The sequence below is a fragment of the Bacteroidota bacterium genome (assembly GCA_018266835.1).
Taxonomy (GTDB): domain Bacteria; phylum Bacteroidota; class Ignavibacteria; order Tepidaquicellales; family Tepidaquicellaceae; genus JAFDZO01.
In genome coordinates, this window is the sequence record JAFDZP010000002.1 from 830,426 (window position 1) to 852,170 (window position 21,745).

23 protein-coding genes are annotated in these 21,745 nt (G+C 35.4%); 11 read left to right on the forward strand and 12 right to left on the reverse strand.

Annotation, left to right across the window (positions count from 1 at the left end; genetic code table 11):
• Nucleotides 1-173: 173 nt before the first annotated feature.
• The 8 genes from bshB1 to JST55_05455 all read left to right on the forward strand — a co-directional run bounded on the left by bshB1 (nucleotide 174) and on the right by JST55_05455 (nucleotide 5,380).
• On the forward strand, nucleotides 174-881 hold the full coding sequence (gene bshB1, locus JST55_05420) for a bacillithiol biosynthesis deacetylase BshB1 (protein MBS1492923.1): 708 nt from the start codon (nucleotides 174-176) through the stop codon (nucleotides 879-881).
• Between the two features lie 9 nt (nucleotides 882-890).
• A complete protein-coding gene (locus JST55_05425; GenBank protein ID MBS1492924.1) occupies nucleotides 891-1,619 on the forward strand; it encodes a ribonuclease H-like domain-containing protein in 729 nt (242 codons plus the stop codon).
• A gap of 65 nt (nucleotides 1,620-1,684) precedes the next feature.
• Nucleotides 1,685-2,020, forward strand: coding sequence for a YbaB/EbfC family nucleoid-associated protein (locus tag JST55_05430; GenBank protein MBS1492925.1), 336 nt, complete (start codon nucleotides 1,685-1,687; stop codon nucleotides 2,018-2,020).
• 28 nt (nucleotides 2,021-2,048) lie between these two features.
• Entirely contained in the window at nucleotides 2,049-2,657 is a 609-nt protein-coding gene (gene recR / locus JST55_05435) for a recombination protein RecR (protein MBS1492926.1), read from the forward strand.
• On the forward strand, nucleotides 2,650-3,405 hold the full coding sequence (locus tag JST55_05440) for a class I SAM-dependent methyltransferase (GenBank protein MBS1492927.1): 756 nt from the start codon (nucleotides 2,650-2,652) through the stop codon (nucleotides 3,403-3,405). Before recR ends, JST55_05440 begins: the two co-directional genes overlap by 8 nt.
• Nucleotides 3,406-3,445: 40 nt before the next feature.
• Nucleotides 3,446-3,973, forward strand: a complete 528-nt coding sequence (locus JST55_05445; protein MBS1492928.1) for a hypothetical protein — start codon at nucleotides 3,446-3,448, stop codon at nucleotides 3,971-3,973.
• Between the two features lie 18 nt (nucleotides 3,974-3,991).
• Nucleotides 3,992-4,861: a UbiA family prenyltransferase gene (locus JST55_05450; protein MBS1492929.1), complete on the forward strand. Its 870-nt coding sequence runs from the start codon at nucleotides 3,992-3,994 to the stop codon at nucleotides 4,859-4,861.
• A gap of 48 nt (nucleotides 4,862-4,909) precedes the next feature.
• Nucleotides 4,910-5,380: a hypothetical protein gene (locus JST55_05455; protein ID MBS1492930.1), complete on the forward strand. Its 471-nt coding sequence runs from the start codon at nucleotides 4,910-4,912 to the stop codon at nucleotides 5,378-5,380.
• 4 nt (nucleotides 5,381-5,384) lie between these two features.
• Here JST55_05455 and JST55_05460 read toward each other — a convergent pair whose 3' ends face one another.
• The 8 genes from JST55_05460 to bshA all read right to left on the reverse strand — a co-directional run bounded on the left by JST55_05460 (nucleotide 5,385) and on the right by bshA (nucleotide 12,244).
• On the reverse strand, nucleotides 5,385-6,461 hold the full coding sequence (locus tag JST55_05460) for a L,D-transpeptidase (GenBank protein ID MBS1492931.1): 1,077 nt from the start codon (nucleotides 6,459-6,461) through the stop codon (nucleotides 5,385-5,387).
• A 61-nt stretch (nucleotides 6,462-6,522) separates the two neighbouring features.
• Nucleotides 6,523-7,395 carry an aldehyde dehydrogenase family protein gene (locus JST55_05465; protein ID MBS1492932.1) on the reverse strand — a complete coding sequence of 291 codons (873 nt, stop codon included), beginning with the start codon at nucleotides 7,393-7,395 and terminating at the stop codon, nucleotides 6,523-6,525.
• A 21-nt stretch (nucleotides 7,396-7,416) separates the two neighbouring features.
• Entirely contained in the window at nucleotides 7,417-7,764 is a 348-nt protein-coding gene (ytxJ, locus tag JST55_05470) for a bacillithiol system redox-active protein YtxJ (protein ID MBS1492933.1), read from the reverse strand.
• Entirely contained in the window at nucleotides 7,764-8,600 is an 837-nt protein-coding gene (locus JST55_05475) for a purine-nucleoside phosphorylase (protein ID MBS1492934.1), read from the reverse strand. The genes ytxJ and JST55_05475 overlap by 1 nt, the downstream gene beginning before the upstream one ends.
• 48 nt (nucleotides 8,601-8,648) lie before the next feature.
• Nucleotides 8,649-9,449, reverse strand: coding sequence for a purine-nucleoside phosphorylase (locus tag JST55_05480; GenBank protein ID MBS1492935.1), 801 nt, complete (start codon nucleotides 9,447-9,449; stop codon nucleotides 8,649-8,651).
• Between the two features lie 82 nt (nucleotides 9,450-9,531).
• Nucleotides 9,532-10,149: a DivIVA domain-containing protein gene (locus JST55_05485; protein ID MBS1492936.1), complete on the reverse strand. Its 618-nt coding sequence runs from the start codon at nucleotides 10,147-10,149 to the stop codon at nucleotides 9,532-9,534.
• Between the two features lie 27 nt (nucleotides 10,150-10,176).
• Nucleotides 10,177-10,875 (reverse strand): YggS family pyridoxal phosphate-dependent enzyme, encoded by a 699-nt coding sequence (locus tag JST55_05490; protein ID MBS1492937.1) that lies wholly within the window; start codon nucleotides 10,873-10,875, stop codon nucleotides 10,177-10,179.
• Between the two features lie 226 nt (nucleotides 10,876-11,101).
• Complete coding sequence (gene bshA / locus JST55_05495; GenBank protein ID MBS1492938.1) at nucleotides 11,102-12,244, reverse strand: N-acetyl-alpha-D-glucosaminyl L-malate synthase BshA; 1,143 nt, start codon at nucleotides 12,242-12,244, stop codon at nucleotides 11,102-11,104.
• Nucleotides 12,245-12,891: 647 nt separating this feature from the next.
• Between bshA and JST55_05500 the strand changes: the two genes are divergently transcribed.
• Together JST55_05500 and JST55_05505 are read left to right on the forward strand one after the other, a co-directional pair.
• Nucleotides 12,892-13,926 carry a PQQ-binding-like beta-propeller repeat protein gene (locus JST55_05500; GenBank protein MBS1492939.1) on the forward strand — a complete coding sequence of 345 codons (1,035 nt, stop codon included), beginning with the start codon at nucleotides 12,892-12,894 and terminating at the stop codon, nucleotides 13,924-13,926.
• A gap of 4 nt (nucleotides 13,927-13,930) precedes the next feature.
• Complete coding sequence (locus JST55_05505) at nucleotides 13,931-14,701, forward strand: PEGA domain-containing protein (GenBank protein ID MBS1492940.1); 771 nt, start codon at nucleotides 13,931-13,933, stop codon at nucleotides 14,699-14,701.
• Here JST55_05505 and JST55_05510 read toward each other — a convergent pair.
• The 3 genes from JST55_05510 to arr form a co-directional block, all read right to left on the reverse strand.
• Nucleotides 14,698-15,597 carry an EamA family transporter gene (locus JST55_05510; protein MBS1492941.1) on the reverse strand — a complete coding sequence of 300 codons (900 nt, stop codon included), beginning with the start codon at nucleotides 15,595-15,597 and terminating at the stop codon, nucleotides 14,698-14,700. The two genes, JST55_05505 and JST55_05510, sit on opposite strands and share 4 nt — an antisense overlap.
• Nucleotides 15,598-15,657: 60 nt before the next feature.
• Entirely contained in the window at nucleotides 15,658-16,605 is a 948-nt protein-coding gene (locus JST55_05515; GenBank protein ID MBS1492942.1) for an NAD-dependent epimerase/dehydratase family protein, read from the reverse strand.
• A gap of 124 nt (nucleotides 16,606-16,729) precedes the next feature.
• The gene (gene arr, locus JST55_05520; protein ID MBS1492943.1) at nucleotides 16,730-17,182 is read right to left on the reverse strand and encodes an NAD(+)--rifampin ADP-ribosyltransferase; all 453 of its coding nucleotides are present in this window, start codon (nucleotides 17,180-17,182) and stop codon (nucleotides 16,730-16,732) included.
• A 278-nt stretch (nucleotides 17,183-17,460) separates the two neighbouring features.
• Here arr and JST55_05525 point away from each other — a divergent pair, with 278 nt between their 5' ends.
• A complete protein-coding gene (locus tag JST55_05525) occupies nucleotides 17,461-20,463 on the forward strand; it encodes a PAS domain S-box protein (GenBank protein MBS1492944.1) in 3,003 nt (1,000 codons plus the stop codon).
• A gap of 307 nt (nucleotides 20,464-20,770) precedes the next feature.
• On the opposite strand, the gene JST55_05530 is transcribed toward JST55_05525, so the two are convergent.
• Nucleotides 20,771-21,730 (reverse strand): alpha/beta hydrolase, encoded by a 960-nt coding sequence (locus JST55_05530; GenBank protein MBS1492945.1) that lies wholly within the window; start codon nucleotides 21,728-21,730, stop codon nucleotides 20,771-20,773.
• Nucleotides 21,731-21,745: the final 15 nt, after the last annotated feature.

The following is a 21,745-nucleotide window of genomic DNA, read 5'->3' on the forward strand; positions in this document are numbered from 1 at the left end:
GTGCCTATATTGTTAATCTAACCACAGATTACACAGAGAATTATCACAGAGAACACAGATTTTATACGTTAAAAAATAATATTTCCAGCTTTGTGTCCTCTGTGTAGATTTCTGTGTTCTCTGTGGTTTAGAACATGCATTTAATTGTAAGTTCAATATCGGTATATTTGCAGATGAAAAATTTAGACGCGATTTTTTTCTCAGCCCATCCTGATGATGTTGAATTATCTGCCGGCGGGACTGTTATTGCTCTTGTTAAAGCAGACTTTAAAATCGGAATTGTTGATTTAACCCAAGGCGAACTATCTACACGCGGAAATCTAAAATCACGTGCGGTTGAAACTAAGAACGCTTCGAATCTTATGGGAATCCATCACAGAGAAAATTTAAAGATTCAGGATGGCAACATTGAGAACAATGAAAAGAACAGAAAAAAAATAATAGAAGTCGTTAGAAAGTTCAGACCTAAAATTGTTTTTGCTCCATTCAATTGTGACAGGCATCCTGACCATATAAATGCAAGTAATCTTTTGAGAGAAAGTTTTTTTTATGCGGGACTAATTAAGATAAAAACAAAATCCCCTGCTTACAGACCCGGTAAAGTTTATTATTACGCGCAGCACTTTGATATTCCTACAAGTTTTATATTCGATATATCAGATACATACGAACAAAAAATAAAGGCAGTAAAATGCTACGAAACTCAATTTTTTACCGATGATAAAAAAGGACCGCAGACATACATAAGCGGAAAATCATTCGGAGATAATCTTGAAGCGCGCTCAATTAACTGGGGATTTAAAATCGGAGTTAAATACGGCGAGCCGTTCTATACAGAAAGCGAATTAAAAATTACAGAAGATACTTTGTTTAAAATATAATTGAATGGAATGATAGATTTAGAAAGAAGAAAAATATTGGTTTTTGATTTAGAGGTCGCTGCATATGATTTCGAAACTCATTACGACGAAGAAACAAAAGCGTATCTTACAAAATTTGCAGCAACTGAACAGGAGAAACTAAACTCAATAGATGCATTAACTTTTTCTCCTTTCACATCACAAATAGTCTGCATAGGTTTATATGATTTAAGCCGTGATAAAAAATGTTGCCTGATTAACGTGGATGAAAACTACGAAAAGCAGCCTGAAGATGAAAAGGAAGAGTATGTATTCGGCACGGAAAAAGAAATTGTTGATATTTTCTGGAAGAGCATTGCAACTTATAAATACGATATTTTTGTAACGTTTAACGGACGGGAATTTGATTGCCCGTTTATTATGTTAAGAAGTTTAGTGCTGGGCATAAGACCGTCATACAATTTAATGAAAGGTTCGGATTTTACATTTAAAGATTACCATGTAGATTTATTAAAGGAACTGACTTTTCACAAACACTCGCCGCAGGGAGCAAGAAGAAAATTTACTCTGGATTTTTACTGCAAACAACTGGGAGTTGAAAGCTCTAAGGACGGAGGAGTTACGGGAGATATGGTCGGTCCGCTCTTCAGAGATAAACAGTACAGGACCATTGCAGATTACTGCATAAGAGATGTTGTAACCGAAGCAGAGCTTTTTAAAAAATGGAATGAGCTTTTAAATTTTAACCAGCTGTACTAAAACAAATAAGAATTTTAAAATAAAATTATAAAAATAAATTAAAAATTAATTAAGGAGAAATAAAAATGAACTTAGGTCAAATGCAGGGAATGATGAAACAAGTGAAAAAGATGCAGGAAAAAATGGACAATGTTAATCAGGAGCTTGAAGGTAAATTTGTTACTGAAGAATCAGGCGGCGGAATGGTGAAAGTTACAATGAACGGAAAAAATGTCATCACAAAAATTGAAATTGAAAAAGAAATCATCAAAGCAGAAGAATCTGAAGTGCTTGAAGATCTTTTAATTGCTGCTGTGAACAAAGCAATAGAAAGCTCAAAGAAAATGGCTGATGACGAAATGTCAAAGGCAACTGCAGGTATGATTCCAAATATTCCGGGATTAAATCTTCCGAAATTTTAATTAACGATTTTTTATATCCGATACAACAATGAACGGCACATCAGATATACTTGATATATTAATTGACGAGTTTGCAAAGCTACCTTCCATCGGCAGAAAAACTGCGCAGCGCCTTGCTATGCATGTTACAAAGCAGCCGCTGGAAGATATAGAACAATTTTCTAAAGCTCTTATAGAGACAAAGAAAAAAATAAAGTTCTGCAAAACCTGTATGAATATTACTGAGAACGAAGAATGTAAGATATGCTCTTCCGACAGAAGAAACAAAAATGTTATCTGCGTTGTGGAAGAGCCGCAGGATGTTTTTGCAATTGAAAAAACGAATGAGTTCAAAGGAGTTTATCACGTTCTTCATGGGAGAATTTCTCCGTTGGACGGAATTGGTCCAAACGATATCAAACTCCGTGAACTGATAATGAGACTTGATGAAAGCTCGGGTAATACAATCACTGAGTTAATCTTAGCATTAAATCCCACTGTTGAAGGTGAAACAACAATATTATACATTTCAAAATTAGTTAAACCACTGGGAATAAAAATTTCACGCATTGCGCGCGGAATACCTATCGGAGCAGATATCGAGCTCACCGATGAAGTCACACTTGCAAAAGCAATGGAAGGAAGAGTTGATGTCTAAGCAAACACCATGGTACGTTAACTGGTTCTCAAGCAAGCTTTATCTCGAACTATATAAACACCGCAACGAAGACGATGCTCGTAATTTAATTAACCTTGTGCAACGGGTTCTTCCGTTAAAAAAATGTGATAAAGTGCTTGATGTCTGCTGCGGCGCAGGAAGATATTCAATTGAATTAGCGCGTAGAGGATTTGAGGTTACGGGATTTGACCTATCTAAATTTTTAATTTCCGAAGCAAAGAAAAATTTCAAAGCTCTGCCGGAGAAATACATTAAAGCAAAGTTTCTCAATAAGGATATGAGAAAGTTTGACTTCAATCACTCCTTTGATTTAGCTGCAAACTTATTTACCAGCTTTGGATATTTTTCTGAAGATGAAGAAAATTTTCTTGTTATAAAGAACGTTTCCGCCTCCCTTAAGAAAAACGGATACTTTGTTTTTGATTTCCTCAACGGTAATTATTTAAGAAAGAACATTGTTCCCTATGATAAGAAGATTTTTTTAGGAAAAGAGTTTACTTCGAAGAGAACAATCACAGGTGATTTTGTAAGAAAAGAGATCACAGTAAAATCAGGTACAAAAAAAATCAATTATGAAGAAGTACTGAAGTTATATAAAATTGAAACACTGAAGAAAGTTTTTAACGATAATAGATTAAAAGTTATATATTCTTTCGGTGATTATTACGGTAATAAATATAACAAAGATAAATCTCAGAGACTGATATTAATTGCGCAAAAATTTTAAAATATTTTTTTTTCTTCTTTTATATGTAAGCGGATGCGGCTTGTTCGAAACAAGAGATGTTGAAATTCCGAACACTCCGCGCTCTAACTTCATTCCCCCGACTACTCCCGATATTGTTATAACAAATTTTACCTCAGCAATTTTTCAGCGGGATATAAACAATTATACAAATTGTATTTCTGATTCCAATTTCAGCGGAGCGCGTTTTTCATATTTCCCGGATGTTATTTCTCAGGGGACTTATCCTATATTTGCTTCATGGGATAAAAACAAAGAAAACTCTTACTTCACTAATTTAGTTACTCAGACTTCTGAGGCTTCCACTTCAAATTTATTTTTATCGAATGTTTCTTCCAACATAACCAGTGACTCTGCTGTTTATGACTCAGACTATCTGTTAATATTTAATCATAACCGCGCCAATGTCGCAAGGCAGGCAAAAGGAAAACTGCGGTTTGTAATAACACATGATTCAAGAAATCTGTGGTCGATAAAAAGCTGGACGGATTTTCGTGTGAATGATTCAGATACAACATGGAGTGTTATAAAAGCTAATTTCAGCAATTAAGAAGACGGGCATGGGCTTATGGAAGTTTCCGAAAGAAAATTTATTCACATTGTAAACTATTTAGTCTTCGGGAATATTTTCATTGCAATCTGCGCAGTGCTGATGTCTTACTACACATTCGTTGTTTTTAGCTCGCCCTTGAATTTTACTTTACTAGGATTTATTTTCTTCGCTTCAATAAGCAGTTATTCATTCCATTCATACCTGCCTACAACTGAGAAAGAATATTCAGAAAAAGTTACGTGGGGTTTGCAGCACAGAAAATATTTTTTAACGCTGCTTATTGTAGGAGCAATCGGCTCAACAGTGTTTCTATATTTCTTCAATCAGGATTTGAAGTTAATTCTGACTTTAATTGTATTTACCGTTTTATATTCTTCACCTAAAATAAAATTTGAAAAATTCAGTTTTTTTAAAAGATTCGGAACTGCAAAAACACTTTATCTTGCTTTAATCTGGACGCTGGTAACAGTATCGCTCCCTCTTAGTATGATTACTTCCTACGATGGAAACGCCGGAGTTTTATTTTTTCTGAACAGATTTTTTCTAATATATGCAATCTGTGTTCTGTTTGATTTGAAGGACAAAGAATATGATATTCAGCGGGGTATACGAAGCATAATCACCATTCTGGACGAGAAGAAAATCCAAATGCTTTTTATAATTACGTTAATTTTATTCTTTATATCATCCTTTGCATTTTTTATTTTCAGAAACAGCGGATTGATTATTACAACGTTAATTATACCCGGAATATTGTTATTATTTTTACTTAAGAAAAGCAAAGAGACGAAATCGGATTACTGGTTTTCATTTTTATTAGATGGAGTAATGATGCTTTCTTCCATACTATATTTAATTGCAACAGGAATTAAAAAACTTTACTGATTGAAGTTTAATTATAAAAATATTGTATTCGGAATTTTTCTTCTAACGATAGGAATTGCTTTATCCTCCTGCGAAAACATCTTTGCACCCAAAATTGACACAACCAGTACTACAAATATAATCACTGACCAGAAAACCATCGAAGGGCTGTATCAGAATTTCCGCTACGCATATACTTTCAAAGATACAACGGTTTACAGCGGACTTTTAACGGATGATTTCGTTTTCACTTACAGAGATTACAATTTAGGTTACGATGTTTCATGGGATAAATATACTGAGATGCGGACTACTAGCGGATTGTTTCAGAACACTCAGAAACTGGAAATTATCTGGAACAACATTGTCTATCAGGACGGAGATTCCTTAAATACTAATGTAAGGCGGAGTTTAAATTTAACGATTACCTTCAACCCGAACAACGTTGAACGGTTGAACGGGTTTGCAGATATGAACTTGGTGCGCGAGACTTCCGATTCAAAATGGAAGATTAAAAAATGGCGCGATGAAAGTTTTTAAACTTTTATTGATTTGTTAAGAACTGACTTTTTAAATCTTCAAAATAATATCTCTCATAAGGCTTACCGTTTTTCATCAGGTATTCAATAATTTCATCAAGTTTTTCTTTGGGAATATTCCATCCGTACTCACGGTTATACTCATTCAGTATATTTTCTTTTGTAGTGAAAGTCATTAAAGACGGGTCATTCCAATTATCTCTTGATAAATCTTTCCCCTGATAGTTATAAATATCTTTGAAAAATGAGATATAATGTCCGTAGTCGTCCTGACTTAATTCATATGTTTTATAAATTATTCTTACAGGGAATTTATCAATCTCGTCAAAATCATACGTCATTGATTTTTTACTTTTCACCCAGCTTGTAAGGTCTTTCGATTTCACAACTCTTTTAAGAATGAACTCTTTCATCTTCTTAATATTGTCGTTGTCGTTTCTTACGCATCCGTGCGATTCGTATCTCAATGTTTTTTTCAAAACACCGGGTTTATTTGTTCCGTGGAAATATCTGAGTGAACGCTCATCATAATGAACTACAAAAAGTCCAAGCGGATTTCCGGGTCCCGGAGGTGTTGCTTCAACATCTTTCTTGGCAGGATCAGGATCTTTCCATGAAGGCCAGTTCCTTATTCTGAATGCTTTGTAGTTTCCTGTATAAGTTTTATCAGTTACTCTGCCGACAACATTAGGCCAGGTATCGATGTAGATTGTATCCTGTGCATATAGCTGATAGATGTGTGATTCAAACTGCGGAATGTTCAGCTCCCATAAAATTTTAGCAGTATCAGCTAAAAAACTTTTGGGGATCTGATATGTAACTTTGTAGAGAACGTCAGTTTTTGTGCTGTCGTTTATCTGTTCAACTTTCTGAGTTGCAGTTATATCGCCAATCCATTTATCGCTGAGTATAGCAAACCTGTCAAGAAGAAAATCCTGTAACGCTGCATCAGCATCAGATAAACTTCCTGCTTCAATAGTATATGGAACAGTCGCTAACTTTTTATTATTTACCTGGGAGAATGCGCCGCTGTATGCAAATAGCAGGGCAAGAACTAAAAATAAATTATATCGGGGTTTCAAAAAAATTATTTTAATTAAATTATAAAATGAGAAAGTGTTAAAGTACTAGTGTAATATTGTATTAATTACCCATTGTGTGCCAGACTGTTTTAGTTTCGGTGAATTTCTCTACATCTTTTACTGATTCATTAAGCTCATCATTATACCAGTCCCAGTCAGCAGGCAAATAATTTCCGCGCTTTACATTGTTTGCGCAGAGTTCCTGAATTTGTTTCTTGTAATCTGTTCCGTCAGCTGAGTAATCGATTGCGTTCACATCCATATGTCCTGCAAGATGTGAAACCAGTTCCTTCTTCATTCCTGTAAGAATGTTTATTGAGCCTGAAGGAAAATCACTTGTTGCAATAACTTCAGAGAAGCTCAATGCCGGCAGCGGGTATTTTTCGTTTGCAATAATGATACATGAATTTCCCGATGCAAGCACAGGAAGAATTCTTGAAATCATTGGTAAAAAGCTTAACGTATCAGGTAAAATAATTCCTACAATACCTGTTGGCTCAGGAATTGAGAAATTAAAATATCCTGCCTGAACAGGATTAACCGTTCCCGATAGCTGAACATATTTATCGCAGAGACCTGCGTAAAAAATTATTCTGTCGATTGCAACACTTACTTCATCGCAAGCCTGCTGCGGAGTGCATCCCGTTGATATTATAATTTCATCTACAAATTTTCCAACACCGCTTTCAAGCATTTCTGCCAGGCGGTAAAAAATCTGGCCTCTTTCATAGGGAGTTTTGCTGCTCCATGATGCAAATCCTGCTCTTGCTGCAACAACTGCATTGCGTACGTCTTTTCTGGATGAGCGCGAAATATTACAAAGTTTATTTTTATCTGCATCAAAAACTTCAAGGTAACGTTCTGATTCAGTGCGGGCAAATTTTCCGCCAATGAATAGCTTGTACATCTTTGGGATTGCTAATCTTGCTTCCATAAATTTACTATGTTAAACTTTTTAGTTTATTGATTTCATTATGTCTTCAAACCTTATATAGCCATGTGATTCAGTGTAAACAACTTTTCTTGTCTTTATCACTAGCACCTGAGGTGACTCATGCATTACATTGAATTGCCTCACTACAGCAGTTGATACATTTCTATATCTTATCAGGTCAAGAAAGTAAGGAGTGATTTTCATTTCGTTATCAGATTCGTTTTCACTCCATTCAGATTCAAGTATGTCCTGCACTCTGTCGCAGATGGAACATCTTCCGCTGTACTTAAAAATTAAAACCGGTTTTGTTTCGCTTTGTTCAATTAATTTTTGTATCTCTTCTTCAGTAGTTAATAGTTTCCAATTCATTAAATGTTTTTGACAATGTCCTTTATAAGTTTCCCTGCTAAAGCAGACGAAGTTAATAACGATTTTTTCCTGTCTTTAGTTCGTTCTGCGTCATTTCTGGAATCTTCCATCATTTTATCAGCGACTAAATCCCGGCTAATTAATCCTATCGCAATGTGTTTCAATCCGCAGTGAACAGCTGTAATATTTTCTGCAGCAGTTGAGTAGCCGACTACATCTCCGCCAATCTCTCTGTAAAATCTTGCTTCTGCATCGGTTTCGCTTTCAGGTCCTGTAGTACCAACATATATTGCTTCGTTAATTCTTACTTTATTATCCTGTAAAACTTTGTAAACTTTTGCATAAAGATTTTTATCGTAGGCATTGCTCATATCAGGAAATCTTACTCCTAAGTCATCATCATTTTTTCCGATTAGCGGATTATCTCCCATAAGATTTATGTGGTCATAAACTAAAGCAACTTCTCCTGTAGAAAATCTTGGATTTAAATGCCCGACTTCATCAACAGTAATTAATTTTTTAACTCCGAGATATTTTAAAACGTAAATAACGTGTCCGATATCTCTCATTTTATATCCGTCATAAAAATGGAATCTTCCTTTTACAATAATTACATTTTTTCCGTTTAGCTTTCCGAAAATAAATTTTGAGTTCTGATTGTTTCCGCCTTCGAATGTTGGAGGAATATCAGAAGTTTTTATTTTGCCAAGCTCTTTAAAATCGCTGATGTTAAAATTATCTTCTGTGTAGATAGCAGTATCTGCTGAAAAGCCCTTCGGCATTACGCTTTTTATATAATCAACTGATTGCTTTATTCTTTCTCTTTGTTCAGTCATTTGTTTTTGTGTTTTCTATAATAATTGAGAACGCATTAATAATTTAGATTAAAGTCTCTCTACTAATTTTTTTGTTAATAAAGTTAATTTAGGTTCGGCTAAGTTTGCAGCTTCAACAATTTCATGATGCGAAGCGACTTTTAATGTATCGGGAAAACCTTCATCGGTAATAATTGAAAGTCCAAGACATTCTATTCCAAGTTCTGCTGCGGCAAGAACTTCAGGAACGGTTGACATACCTACAACATCTCCGCCCATCATACGGACCATTCGATACTCTGCTACAGTTTCAAGATTTGGTCCCTGCACTACAAGGTAAACTCCTTTTTGAACATCTATACCATTCTCAAGAGCAATATTTTCTGCAAGCTTAATTAATTTTTTTGAATAAAAATTCTTTGCGCGTCCTGCGCTCTTCCCCTGAAAATTTATCAAAGGAGAAGTTCCGTGCAGATTAATATGTCCTGATATAATCATTAAGTCAGTCCTTCTGAATGTGGGATTCAATCCGCCGCACGCATTTGAAACAAGAAGTGATTTTATTCCAAGAGCATGTAATACTAAAACGGGAAACACGACATCTGCATGTGAGTACCCTTCGTAATAATGAAATCTTCCCTGCATGGCAACTATTTTTTTACCGGAGAGCTCTCCGAAAATTAATTTGCCTGAATGTGATTCAACTGTTGATACGGGAAAATTGGGAATATCAGAATATTCTATGGCGTGATTTATTTTTATTTCTTTTACAAGTCCGCCCAGACCTGTTCCGAGAATAATACCTACGTCATAATTATCGCCTGCGATTTTTTTAATGTAATCTAAAGCTTCAGTATGTCTAAAGTTCATTGCTATACGTTTCTAAAAAACAGACCTGACAGTATAACGCTATCAGGTCGATTTTAAATAGTTTAAAATTTCTTTTGTAAAATTATTTTACTTCGAAGTTCTCGTCGAATGGTCTGGAGGTCAGACCGAAATCTGTGAGATTGCCTGCTGCTGTATTGACTGTGATTTTTTCTGTCGGTGAAATTTCTATATCAGTCTTTTCTTCTGCATCTAACATCTTAGGATTTGCAAGTTCCATCTTATAAATTCTTTTATTCTTGATGTAATCTTCAAGCTCAGTAAGTTTATCCATTAAAAACATTTTTGTATCTTCAATCATCTTGTCGTTTTTTAATTTTATCTCTTCAAGCTCTGCGCGCTGAGTCATAATATCTTCATCGATATCCTGCTTTATTCTTTGCGCATTAAGTTCTGCTTCGCGGACAATGTTCTGCGCGCGTTTTTTGGAGTTTTCTAAAATCTCTTCGCCTATATCCTGCGCACGGACAATGGCTTTTTGTAAATTGACTTCATTCTCTTTGTAAACTTCTATATCAGAAGTAAGGGATTTAATTCTGTTGTTTAAAGTTGCTATTTCGAGCACAAGCTTTTCATAGTGAGAGCTCACTGTATCTAAAAAAGCTTCCACTTCATTGGGGTCGTAACCACGGAAAGATTTTTTAAAATCTTTCTTCCTTATTTCAGCAGCTTTAATGTTCATAAATTAAATTTTAAATTGTAGAATGAACTACGTAATTTCGTACTCCCTTTTACCGAAGATTGCGCTTCCGATTCTCAGAAGATTTGCGCCTTCTTCAATTGCAATTTCGTAGTCTGAAGTCATTCCCATTGATAAATATTTAAAATCGGGAAATGATGGTTTCAGTTCGTCGTAAATCTTTTTTAAATCTTTGAAATTTCCTCTGATAATATTTTTATCATAGGTAAATTTTCCTATAGTCATAAGTCCGCATAAACGGACATTTACTAAGCTTGATACAAATCTGCAAAGCTTTTCAGCTTTGTCAGGGTCGACTCCGGATTTCTGCATCTCATCGCTTGTATTCACCTGAACCAGAACATCTAACACCTTATTTCTTTTTTCTGCCTGCTTCTGAATTTCCTCGGCAAGCTTTTCACTATCTACACTGTGAATCAAATAAACGTAGTCGGCAATATATTTTACTTTATTGGTCTGCAAATGACCAATCATATGCCACCGGATATTCTTATCGTGAAGCTCATCAAACTTCTCTTTCATTTCCTGTGGCTTGTTCTCGCCGAAATCAACCTGTCCGGCATTAAAAACCGTTTGGATATCTTCAACAGGAAAAGTTTTGCTTACAGCAATAAGCTTTATCTCGTTTACATCGCGCCCTACCCTTTTACAAACCTCAAATATATCGTTTTTTAGCAGTTTTAAGTTCTCTGCCAGATAGTCTTTCACACCTAAATATAATTTTTATTCAAAGAACATTCAATAAACAAATAAAATACGGTTAATTTGCAGTTTTATTCTTGTTTTAAATTCACCGCAAAGAAGCAAAGTTGATTGCAAAGAACGCAAAGAAAAAAAATTATCCATTAATAATATTTCTTACTTAGCTTTTGCGTACTTTGCTTAAATCTTTGCATCTTAGCGGTTAAATTCAACATGATCTTTACAGTATGAATTATGAGTTCAACACTTTTTCGTAATATTTTTCATACATGGGCACAATGTTATCTTCCTGGAAATACTCTGCCCTGGCGCGGGCATTTTTTGCAAAGAGCTCATATCTTTTCGGTAATGTAAGCAGCTCAATTGCATATCTTGCCATTCTGTCCACATCTCCGATTTCAGCAATGTAACCTGTTTCGCCGTGAAGGTTTAACTCAGGCAATCCGCCGACACTGGACGAAATTACCGGTACTCCGCAGCTCATTGCTTCAAGCGCAGAAAGTCCGAAGCTCTCTGATTGTGACGGCATAATGAATATGTCAGCAATAGAAAGTAGCTCAACCAGCTCTGTCTGCTTTCCAAGGAATTTTACTTTGTCGAAGATATCAAGCTCGCGAGCAAGTCTTTCGCATTCACCTCTGTCGGGTCCGTCACCGACGAGAATTAATCTTGACGGTACTTTTTTATTAACTTCATTAAAAATCTTAACGACTTCCGGTACACGCTTTAATTGACGGAAGTTTGAAATGTGAATAAGAATCTTCTCACCTTCGGGAGCGTAATTTTTTCTGAAGCAGGTGTTCTCTTTCCCGTCTAATCTTTTATACTTCTCAACATCGATAAAGTTAGGAATGACCTCTATATCTTTTACAATTTTATAATTCGAAAGTGTCTTATCTTTTAAGTATTGCGATACTGCTGTAACTCCGTCTGACTGCTCAATACTAAATTTCATCGTAGGAAGAAAGCTAGGCTCTAATCCTGTTAAAGTAATATCGGTTCCGTGAAGCGTAGTTATAAACTTTATATTCTTAATATTTCCGTTCTGACTTTTTATAATTTCGCGGGCAAGGAATGCGCTAGTGGCGTGAGGAATAGCATAGTGCGCATGGACTAAATCAATCTCGTGAAACTTTGCGACTTCGACCATCTTGCTCGCAAGTGCAATGCTGTACAATGGAAACTCAAATAACGGATAATTATTTATTTCTACTTCGTGATAAAAAATATTTTCAACGAAGGCGCTTAGCCTCATAGGCATTGCATAAGAAATAAAATGAATTTCATGACCGCGGAGAGCGAGAGATTTGCCAAGCTCGGTAGCTACAACTCCGCTGCCGCCGTAGGTTGGATAACAGGTAATTCCTATTTTCATTTTTAGAAGAAATTTAATAAATATACTTCTATTATAAATTAAGTTAAATGTATTACGGGAATATAATATGCTATTAAACGAAGTTTTGATTTTTAACCACCCCCTACCCCCTCCTTGAAAAGGAGGGGGACTAGTTTATTCTCGTTTCGATGTTCAATGCTTTGAAAAAAAATTTACAACTGATACCGCCCCCTCAATCCCCCCTTATAAAAAGGGGGGGGAAGCAAAGAGTGGCCCCGCGTTCATATGGAAGTGGGACATCCCGAAACAAAAATAGTTACCCCCCCTGCCCCTCCTTGAAAAGGAGGGGGATTGTCCTCATATAAATTTATTTCGAATTTACAATTTGTAATTCATATAGGGGGATGTGGCGCCGCGTCCCGCTTCCAGCGGGACCTGCCGTAAGCACGAAATTGAAATTTCAATTTCGTGCTTACGGCACCCGGACTTTCAGTCCGGGCGGCGCCACAATGTTTTCCAGAGCGTTTTTGTTTCTCTATTGTTTTTAATTACGCCTTGTAATAATTTACTTGCGAATGAGATACAAACCATACATTTTTTTCATTCCCCTCTTAATTCTTTTTTCCTCGTGCAACTCAATCCAGTTCAATCAGGCCCTCCAGATAAATGAAAATGAGGATTGGCTTATGTCCGGAGGAAATCTGCAGAAGACCAATATATCCAATTCGAAAGAAAACCTTACTCCGCCATTTAATTTATTATGGGAGTACAGCCTCGAAGCAGGAATTTCCAAAAACAGCATTTCTGCAAGCGACGGAGTTGTTTTTATAAATACTCTGCACGGTGAATTACAGGCGTTAAATATTTCAAACGGTAAAAGTCTCGGCAATTACGGAGACCTTGGCAAAGCAGCGTTCTCAACTCCGCTGATATATAAAAATTATGTTATCTGTACATTCTCAGGTGATAAGGAAAGCTCACTACTTTGTTATGATTTAAAAAGAGGGAAAGAAGTCTGGAGAAAAAATTTATATAATATAGAAGCATCACCAATATTAGTAGAAGATAATATTTTAGTGAGCACAGCCGAAGGTGAAATAGTAAAATTAAATTTGAAAGACGGCAAAGAGGTTTGGAGTTTCGAAATAAAAAATTCAAAGTATGGATTTTATAATTCGCCTACTTACTATGATAATAAAGTCTATTGCGGCTCTACTGATGGTAACATTTACAGCGTAAATTTTTCTGACGGCAAAGAAATCTGGGAATATAAAACCAAAGCAAGTATATACGCTGATGTTTCAATTTATAATAACAAAATTTACTGCGGTTCTGACGATAAAAATTTATACTGTTTAGATACAGTAGGAAAATTAGTATGGTCAAAAAATTTAAACTCCAAAATAATTTCTTCGCCGGGGTTTTATAATAACAACGCAATCGTAAGTACTGTAAGCGGATATATCTACTCATTCAACGAAGATACGGGAAATGAAAACTGGAAATTTGAAACTAAGGGAGCAATACACGCATCCCCTTTAATAAAAGATAACAAAATTTTCATCGGCTCTTATGATTTTAACTTCTACTGCCTGGGAGCAGAAGACGGAGCAGAACTCTGGAGATATAAAACCGAAGGAAGAATCCGCTCTAGCGCAGTCGTCTGGAAAAATTATATACTCGTCGGCAGCGACCCGAAATATTTTTATTGCTTCAAATAATTTAATGAAAAGAAATTTTTTAATATTAATATTTTTAATTTTATCCTCATCCCTTTTCGCACAAAGTGATTCCTCTTTCTATAATCTGTCTGTAAATTCCCTTCCGGATAATTACGATGTTTACATTGATTCAACTTTGATAGGAAAAGCTCCCCTAGTTAATTATAAACTTAAACCTTCCGTTTATACTCTTAAAATTTTGAACTGGAGTTCACTAAAAGATTGGGAAACTGAAAGCAAAATTATAACACTCGAATTAAAGAGCGATACTTCATTCACAGTAACTTTTCGGAATGAATATTTTATAAATACAGTCCCTTCAAATGCATCTGTAATAAAAAATGATTCTACCTATGGCTTTACACCATTAAGACTATTTTCAAAAGAAAAATTGTCAGGTAACTTTATTTTAAGGAAAGAAGGCTACTTTGATAAGACTATAAACTTTGATAACCTGGATTTCGGAAGGAACATTGTTGAGACACTCACTCCCTCAGGCATTACAAAAAATAATGTCTGGAAAAACAAGAACACAAACTTTAATGCTAAAAGAAATTTTCCGCTGATAGGAATTTTAGGTGCAGCTATTGCAGGAACAACATTTGGGACTTTCCATTTCAAATCCGTTGCTAACGACGCATACGACAGATACTTAATTACATACAATCAGGCTGACTATGACGAATCAAAAACTAATGATACTTACTCAGTTATTTTTTTAATTGCAACTCAGATTACTCTCGGAGCATTAGTTTACTTTCTATTTGGAGATTAATCTATTATCATAGTTTTTTCACTCGGCTTACTTATCAAATTTCTCCATAGTATCGCTCCAAGTATTACACATGCTCCTGCAATTGCAAAAACTGAAGGCTTCTCTCCCACTCCGAAAAATACCCATATAGGATTGAATATCGCCTCAAGCGTTCCTATAATCATTGACTCCGTTGCGCTTACATACTTTATCCCTTCATTAAAAATCATATAACTAATACCTATCTGCACTGCACCAAGAAAAATAAGTATCACTGTCTGATTAAAATTCAAACTCAGATGCGGAAAAATTATCGGAAGACAGATTAATCCCACTAAAAAATTTCCCATTACAACATTGCTTATTGTATCCTCACTCTGGTGCTTCTGTTTTTTCCATTTAAGAAAAAGTGTGAACGCCGCAAAACACATACCAGAAAGTATTGCAAGCAGGTTGCCGTATATATTTCCAAGCTCTATTCTTCCCATGAAAAATAACGCCATACCTAAAATAACAACCAGCACAGTGATTAAATTTCTTTTATCAAATTTTGTTTTAAATATTAACGGCTCAGCTATCACTAAATATATAGGAGCGCCGAACTGCAGAAATATTGCATTGGCCGCAGTCGTCAGCTTAGTTGCGGCTACAAATAAAATTAATATGCCTGCAAATGTTATAAAGCATAGGACTGAAATTAAATCGAAAGAATATTTTACCTTCTGCCCTCTTGCTGCGCTTATCACTACAATAGTAAGTGCGGCAATCATCGAGCGGTAAAATGATATCTGAAAGGCATCAAGCTCTTTAAGCACTTTTATAAAAAGTCCGCCCGTACTCCAAAAACATGCGGCAATGGAAATAAGCACAAGTCCTTTTCTGTGAGCGGGAATTTTACCTAAGAGCTTTGATATCATTGGTGTGCTATAATACAAAAATCCCGCCTTTCAGCGGGATTAAAATTACTTCAAGTTTTATTATTTTACTTTTTTCTTTATTTCATCCAGCATTATCTTAGTCATTTTTTTCAGGTCGTATTTATGCTTCCAGCCCCAGTCCTTTGCAGCGACTTTATCATCAATGGATTTCGGCCATGAGTCTGCTATTCTTTGCCTGAAGTCAGGCTTGTATGTAATCTTAAATGTTGGAATATGTTTTTTTATCTCGGCTGCTAATTGCTTCGGATCAAAACTTATTCCGCCTAAGTTATAACTTGAGCGTACTGATAATTTCTTCGCATCAGCTTCCATTAAATCAATTGTTGCATTAATTGCATCGGGCATGAACATCATTGGCAATGCAGTATTTTCTTTTAAGAAACATTCGTACTTCCCTTTCTTTATTGCATCGTAAAAAATTTCCACTGCGTAGTCAGTTGTTCCGCCGCCCGCCTCAGTCTTATAACTTATCAAGCCGGGATATCTTATGCTTCTCACATCAATTTTATATCTGTTGAAATAATATTCCGCCCATCGTTCGCCTGCCTGTTTGCTGATGCCGTAAACTGTGTTCGGCTCCATCACTGTAAACTGCGGTGTTTTTACTTTAGGTGTAGTATTACCGAATACTGCAATTGAGCTAGGCCAGAAAACTTTTTTTATTCCGACTTCCCTCGATAAATCCAGTATGTTCAGCAAACTTTTCATATTAATATCCCATGCCTGCAGCGGAAGACGCTCTGCATTTCCCGATAGCACTGCTGCAAGTAAATATATCTGAGTAATTTTATATCTTATAACGAAGTGAATTAATCTTTTATCATCCATAACATCAAGAAGCTGAAACGGACCTCCTTCAATTATATCCTGCGGCGCCTGACGTATATCAGTTGCAAAAACATTCGATGCTCCGTAAACTTTACGGAGTGCCGTTGTGAGTTCGGAGCCAATCTGCCCTGCTGCCCCTATAACAAGAATTTTTTCCATAAGTGAATATGTTGTAAAAATTATAGATGAAATAAAATTGGAAAATTAAAAGAAAGTTTAAAGTGAGAATTGATAACATTTTTGTTACACTATAAAAAGAGAATAACCTGCTTACGTGTTGAAATCAATCCTCGTCATTTAATGAATTGATGCCTTGCTCCTTCAGACGTTCCAATGCATCTTTCATTTCTTTAAGCCGCTCTGCAGGATGCCCTTGCCAGACTGTTACTTCTCCTATAATTTTAAAAGGATAAACAGAGCGAAAAGATTTTGTGGGATTGCCCGGAAATTTTTTATCCGTTAAGTCAGGGTCGTCTTCAATTTCTCCTGTAGGCTCAACTAAATAAATTCTTTCCCTTCCCTCTCCAACAGATAGTTCAGCGCCCCAGATTGCTGCGTCCAGTGTGGCAGTGAGGAAAATATACTTTGCATTTTTTCTCTGACCAAAGTTCGACGTATAACCCGGCGCAATCAAATCACCAATTTTCAAATCGGCTTTTGTCCCGTGAAAGTAAGTTTGTATAAAAGGCGTAGCGCCTTCTCCGTTAAATTTAATTTCGTGTTTTTGTTCTTTCATTTTATAAATTCAATTAACAGTAGTTTTTAAGTATTGAAAATATATTCTAAAAATTATTGATAAATAAAATTGGAAAATTAAAAAAAAGTTTAAAGTGAGATTCTATACTTATTTCCTATAGAATTTTTTGCTTAAGAAAACATATATTTGGATTTAAAATAAATTACATTTTTACTATATATAATCTACAGCATTTCCACCCCTGTATTTGAGCTGTGAAAAATAAATCAAACTGCTTAATTCAATTGAGCTGAAAACGATTTTAAATTTTTCAAGTTATGGAAAAGATTTTAACCCTAGATCCAGAGACTGAAAAGCTCTATAAAAATCTATTCGAAAAAAATCCCTCCTGTATCTATATATATAATTGTGACACACACCGGATACTCGACGTTAATGAAGCAACAATAAATACCTACGGCTATACTAAAGATGAGTTTTTAAAAATGTCGGTGAAAGATTTATGTACACCGGAAGATTCTCAAAAATTGGAGAATGCTGTAAGGAATCTAATTGAAGATTATAAAACAGGAATCTGGAGGCATAGAAAGAAAAGCGGCGAGATAATTACAGTTGAAATAAAATCAGTGAAAATTTCTTTCAAAGGACAGGATGCTGTGATTTCAATTCCTAACGACATTACAGAAAAAGTAAAAAAGGAAGAAGAGATAAATAAACTCAATGCAAATCTTATCCTGCTCAACGAAGATTTAAGAAATAATGAGGTACGTCTCAAAGCTGCTCAAGAGGCAGGGAAAATAGGATACTGGGAATATAATTTTAAAGATGAGCTTTACTATATATCCGATGCGCTTTTTAAAATTTTCGGAATACCATATAAACCCGGACCTGTGAAAAGAGATGTGCTTACACCAAAAGTTCATCCTGATGATTTATCTATTGTGAGAGGAGCAGTTCTTCAGGCTCAATTATACAGTGAGTTTAATGATTACACGTACAGAATAATTAGTGACGATGGGAGTTATAAGTATGTTTACACTAAAGGTGAAGTAGTTAAGGATAAGAACGGACTGCCTGAGAAAATATTCGGAGTCTCTATGGATATCACCGAACGCGAAATAGACAGACAGGAACTAGTAAGACATTCTAATAATATTGATATAATACTCAGGAGCATTACGGATATTTTTTATATTGTGGACAGGAACTTTTTCATTTTATTTGCAAATGAAGCTGTTGAGAAATTAACAGGTCTTTCAAAAGAAGAACTCCAAGGAAAAAACGTATGGAAAATATTTGAAGATGTCGATCTCTCAATTCCTAAAAAATATTTTCAGATCGCACTTGAGGATAATAAAGCCACTCAGTTCGATATGGAGTACCATGGAATAATATTCCGTGTTTTCATCTATCCTTCCGAAATAGGGCTCGCAGTTTCAGGTAAAGATGTTACTGAACATGTCAGGACTCAGCAAGAACTTTCACAACAGGTAAATAATATAAATATTATTCTTGCCAGCATTACTGACCCATTCTTTATTATTGATAACAATTACAATTTTATCTTTGCGAATTCTGCTCTTGTAAAGTTAACAGGTCATGAACTGAATGAACTCATCGGCAAAAAACTCTGGCCGATTTTCATTCAGCAGAACGAAGACTTCACAAATTTGCGCAGAGGTTTGGAAAAATCCCTTAAGGAAAAAGTCACTGCAGAACTTGAATTTACCTATAGCGGCAGGACCTTCTATACTCATGTTTATCCTTCTGAAATAGGACTTGCAGTTTCATGCAGTGATATTACTACAAGGAAAAAATCAGAAGAAGAGCTTAAGCTTAGCACAAAGTTTATAAAACAAATAAGTGATACCATGCCAGGAGTGATTTTTCAAACCGAATATGATAAAGATTTTAATGCAAGATTTAATTATATAAGCCGTAAGGTGGAAGAGTTTACCGGATATACTGCTGAAGAGATACTGAATGATTACAAAAAGCATCTCAGCGCAATACACAAAGATGATTTAGAATCATTTAATATCGCCAGAAATAATATTGCAAACTTTAAAGGATTTACCGTTAAATACAGATACATTAATAGTAAAACTTCCGAGACAAAATGGGTACGTGTAACTGCAATTCCATCAAGACTTTCGAATGGAAATATTATTGCAAACGGCATTCTTCTTGATATTTCTGAAAGCGAGAATTATTATAATGAACTGGAAAAATCAAATCAGAGATACGAGTATATATCGCAAGCTACAAATGAAACAATCTGGGATATGGATGTAAAAACCAGTATTGTAACTTTAGGAGGCGCTTATAAAGAAATGTACGGAACTTCTTTTCCGAATAATCAGATTGACGGGTATGAGGCAGAAAAATTTATTCACCCCGATGATATTCAGCAAATGCTTGACCAGATGGCAGAAGTTGTTGCAAACCGGAAAAATTTTCTTGAAGAACGTTACAGGCTTTGCAGAGCAGACGGAAGCATTATTTACGTTTACGAAAGAGGTTATATTTTCTATGAAGAAGGAAGTAATATTCCTGTAAGGATTTTAGGAACCATGCAGGATGTAACCGCACTTAAACTCGCAGAAATAGAAAGAGAAAAAATTATTACTGACCTTATGAAAAGGAATAAGGCGCATGAACAGTTTAGCTATATTGTCTCCCATAATATAAGAGCTCCGCTTGCAAATATTCTTGGTTTATGTACTATGTTCAATGAAGACAGCATTGATGCAGAAACTAAACAAGAGTTAATTTCCATGATACTGACATCTTCTAACCGTCTTGATGAAGTAGTCAAGGATATGAACCAAATACTTATTATCAATAAAAACTTTGATGAGAAAAAAACAGAAGTATTTTTTGATACTATCCTTGAAGAAGTTAAAAAAATTGAAGAACACGGCATAAAAAAATCAGATATAAAAATTATGTCAGATTTTAAAAAATCATCTTCAATTTTTGCCGTTAAAAGTAGTGTTCAAAGTATCTTTCAGAATTTAATAAGCAACAGCATAAAATTTAAAAAAGTAAAAGAACCTCAGATAAAAATTACCTCAGATGCGGATAACGATTTTGTTTATCTTACCTTTGAAGATAATGGAATAGGGTTCAATTACTTGAAACACCGGGATAAAATTTTTGGACTATATAACAAATTTCATCTTGAAACCGAAGGAAAAGGCGTAGGACTTTTTATGGTAAAGAAGCAGGTTGAAAATCTTGACGGGGAAATTTCAGTTGAAAGCGAAATAAACAAAGGAACTAAATTTTTAATAAAATTGAAGAAAGAAAACGGATAGATTGCTTTTCTTTAATGAAGCTAACTATAATAAAGGTATTATCATAAGCAGTATATCTAAAAGCTAATAACGCCTAATGCTGGTAATAGGTAGGCAAAATAAATGTTATTTTTTCAGTAGGTTATTGCTAGGGCACCCGTAAAATTGATTGAAAAAACAATAAATTACTGAAAAACTTACGAGGGGGCGTAAGTTTTGGGCTATTAAAAATCAGCAATTTAAAACGTCCTTGAATTAGGACATAAAAAAAGCGGGAAAAACCCGCTTTTTTCAATATCACTTTATCCTTGTTACTTTCTACTTTATTCTAATACGGTCTGTACTTATTAAAAAAAGCCAGACGTTTTTTATGAACGTCCATATAAGAATTTGATACAGGAAGTATATGGAATCCGTCTTCCACGATGAGCTTCTCTGCCTGCGGAATATTGGTAGCAAGATATCCTGCATGGTGAAGCGTTACATCGGCATCGTGTTTGCCGTGGATTATCATCGTAGGACACTGGATTTTGCCAAGGTCGAAGTGCTCGATGTTTGAGTTCTGAATGATGTCATTTTCAAGTCCGGTCTTTCTTATGCCAATCGGACTCATGGATTTAATAAGATTGAATATGTATGCAAGCTTGTCGTTGCTGTTCATGATGTTATTTGTTATTTCATCGATGCGTTTGGAGTCATAATCGCTTTCCATTTTCACCATGGATTTTACTACTGAGTAAGATGCATACTTGGCGAACACATTGTACAGCCATATTGTAGGATCGTTAAATGTAAGCTTTGATAAAACCTTTTCACTCTTTTTACCTGAGTTGACGTAGTACTTCTGGCTTACGCATGATTCTAATACTAAAGCATAAACTCTGTCGGGATGTCTTATTGCAAACTGAAGAGCGATTGGTCCGCCGGTTGAGCTTGCTATAATACCTGTTCTTTTAACTTTGAAATGGTCAAGAAGATTGGCGAGGGCATCTGCCTGCTGTTCAAAAGTTCTGCCGACCGTTATGGGAGTTCTGAGATAACCCGGGCGTGACCATGAAAGAAAGCGATAGCCTCTGCCGATTAATCCGGGAAAATGCGCAAAGACCTGATCGTATCCGCCGGGTGAACCGTGAATACCGGTGATGACAGGACCTTCGTTTCCCTTAACGGCGTACTCGATGCTTCCTGCAGGAGTGTCTACGACTTTGCTTCCGGCAACAAGCTGTCTTTCAAGCTCTTCTTTCCAGTTAAAATACCACACGGGCAATTTTGTTTGTGTTTGAACCATATTTTGGATTTTACA

Coding starts and splice junctions, on each gene's coding strand:
- JST55_05525 (MBS1492944.1), top strand. CDS start 17,461: ATGGAAAAGATTTTAACCCTAGATCCAGAGACTGAAAAGCTCTATAAA.
- JST55_05485 (MBS1492936.1), bottom strand. CDS start 10,149: ATGAACATTAAAGCTGCTGAAATAAGGAAGAAAGATTTTAAAAAATCT.
- JST55_05500 (MBS1492939.1), top strand. CDS start 12,892: ATGTCCGGAGGAAATCTGCAGAAGACCAATATATCCAATTCGAAAGAA.
- JST55_05505 (MBS1492940.1), top strand. CDS start 13,931: ATGAAAAGAAATTTTTTAATATTAATATTTTTAATTTTATCCTCATCC.
- bshB1 (MBS1492923.1), top strand. CDS start 174: ATGAAAAATTTAGACGCGATTTTTTTCTCAGCCCATCCTGATGATGTT.
- bshA (MBS1492938.1), bottom strand. CDS start 12,244: ATGAAAATAGGAATTACCTGTTATCCAACCTACGGCGGCAGCGGAGTT.
- JST55_05430 (MBS1492925.1), top strand. CDS start 1,685: ATGAACTTAGGTCAAATGCAGGGAATGATGAAACAAGTGAAAAAGATG.
- JST55_05465 (MBS1492932.1), bottom strand. CDS start 7,395: ATGGAAGCAAGATTAGCAATCCCAAAGATGTACAAGCTATTCATTGGC.
- JST55_05440 (MBS1492927.1), top strand. CDS start 2,650: ATGTCTAAGCAAACACCATGGTACGTTAACTGGTTCTCAAGCAAGCTT.
- ytxJ (MBS1492933.1), bottom strand. CDS start 7,764: ATGAATTGGAAACTATTAACTACTGAAGAAGAGATACAAAAATTAATT.
- JST55_05480 (MBS1492935.1), bottom strand. CDS start 9,449: ATGAACTTTAGACATACTGAAGCTTTAGATTACATTAAAAAAATCGCA.
- JST55_05450 (MBS1492929.1), top strand. CDS start 3,992: ATGGAAGTTTCCGAAAGAAAATTTATTCACATTGTAAACTATTTAGTC.
- JST55_05515 (MBS1492942.1), bottom strand. CDS start 16,605: ATGGAAAAAATTCTTGTTATAGGGGCAGCAGGGCAGATTGGCTCCGAA.
- JST55_05425 (MBS1492924.1), top strand. CDS start 891: ATGATAGATTTAGAAAGAAGAAAAATATTGGTTTTTGATTTAGAGGTC.
- JST55_05475 (MBS1492934.1), bottom strand. CDS start 8,600: ATGACTGAACAAAGAGAAAGAATAAAGCAATCAGTTGATTATATAAAA.
- arr (MBS1492943.1), bottom strand. CDS start 17,182: ATGAAAGAACAAAAACACGAAATTAAATTTAACGGAGAAGGCGCTACG.
- recR (MBS1492926.1), top strand. CDS start 2,049: ATGAACGGCACATCAGATATACTTGATATATTAATTGACGAGTTTGCA.
- JST55_05530 (MBS1492945.1), bottom strand. CDS start 21,730: ATGGTTCAAACACAAACAAAATTGCCCGTGTGGTATTTTAACTGGAAA.
- JST55_05510 (MBS1492941.1), bottom strand. CDS start 15,597: ATGATATCAAAGCTCTTAGGTAAAATTCCCGCTCACAGAAAAGGACTT.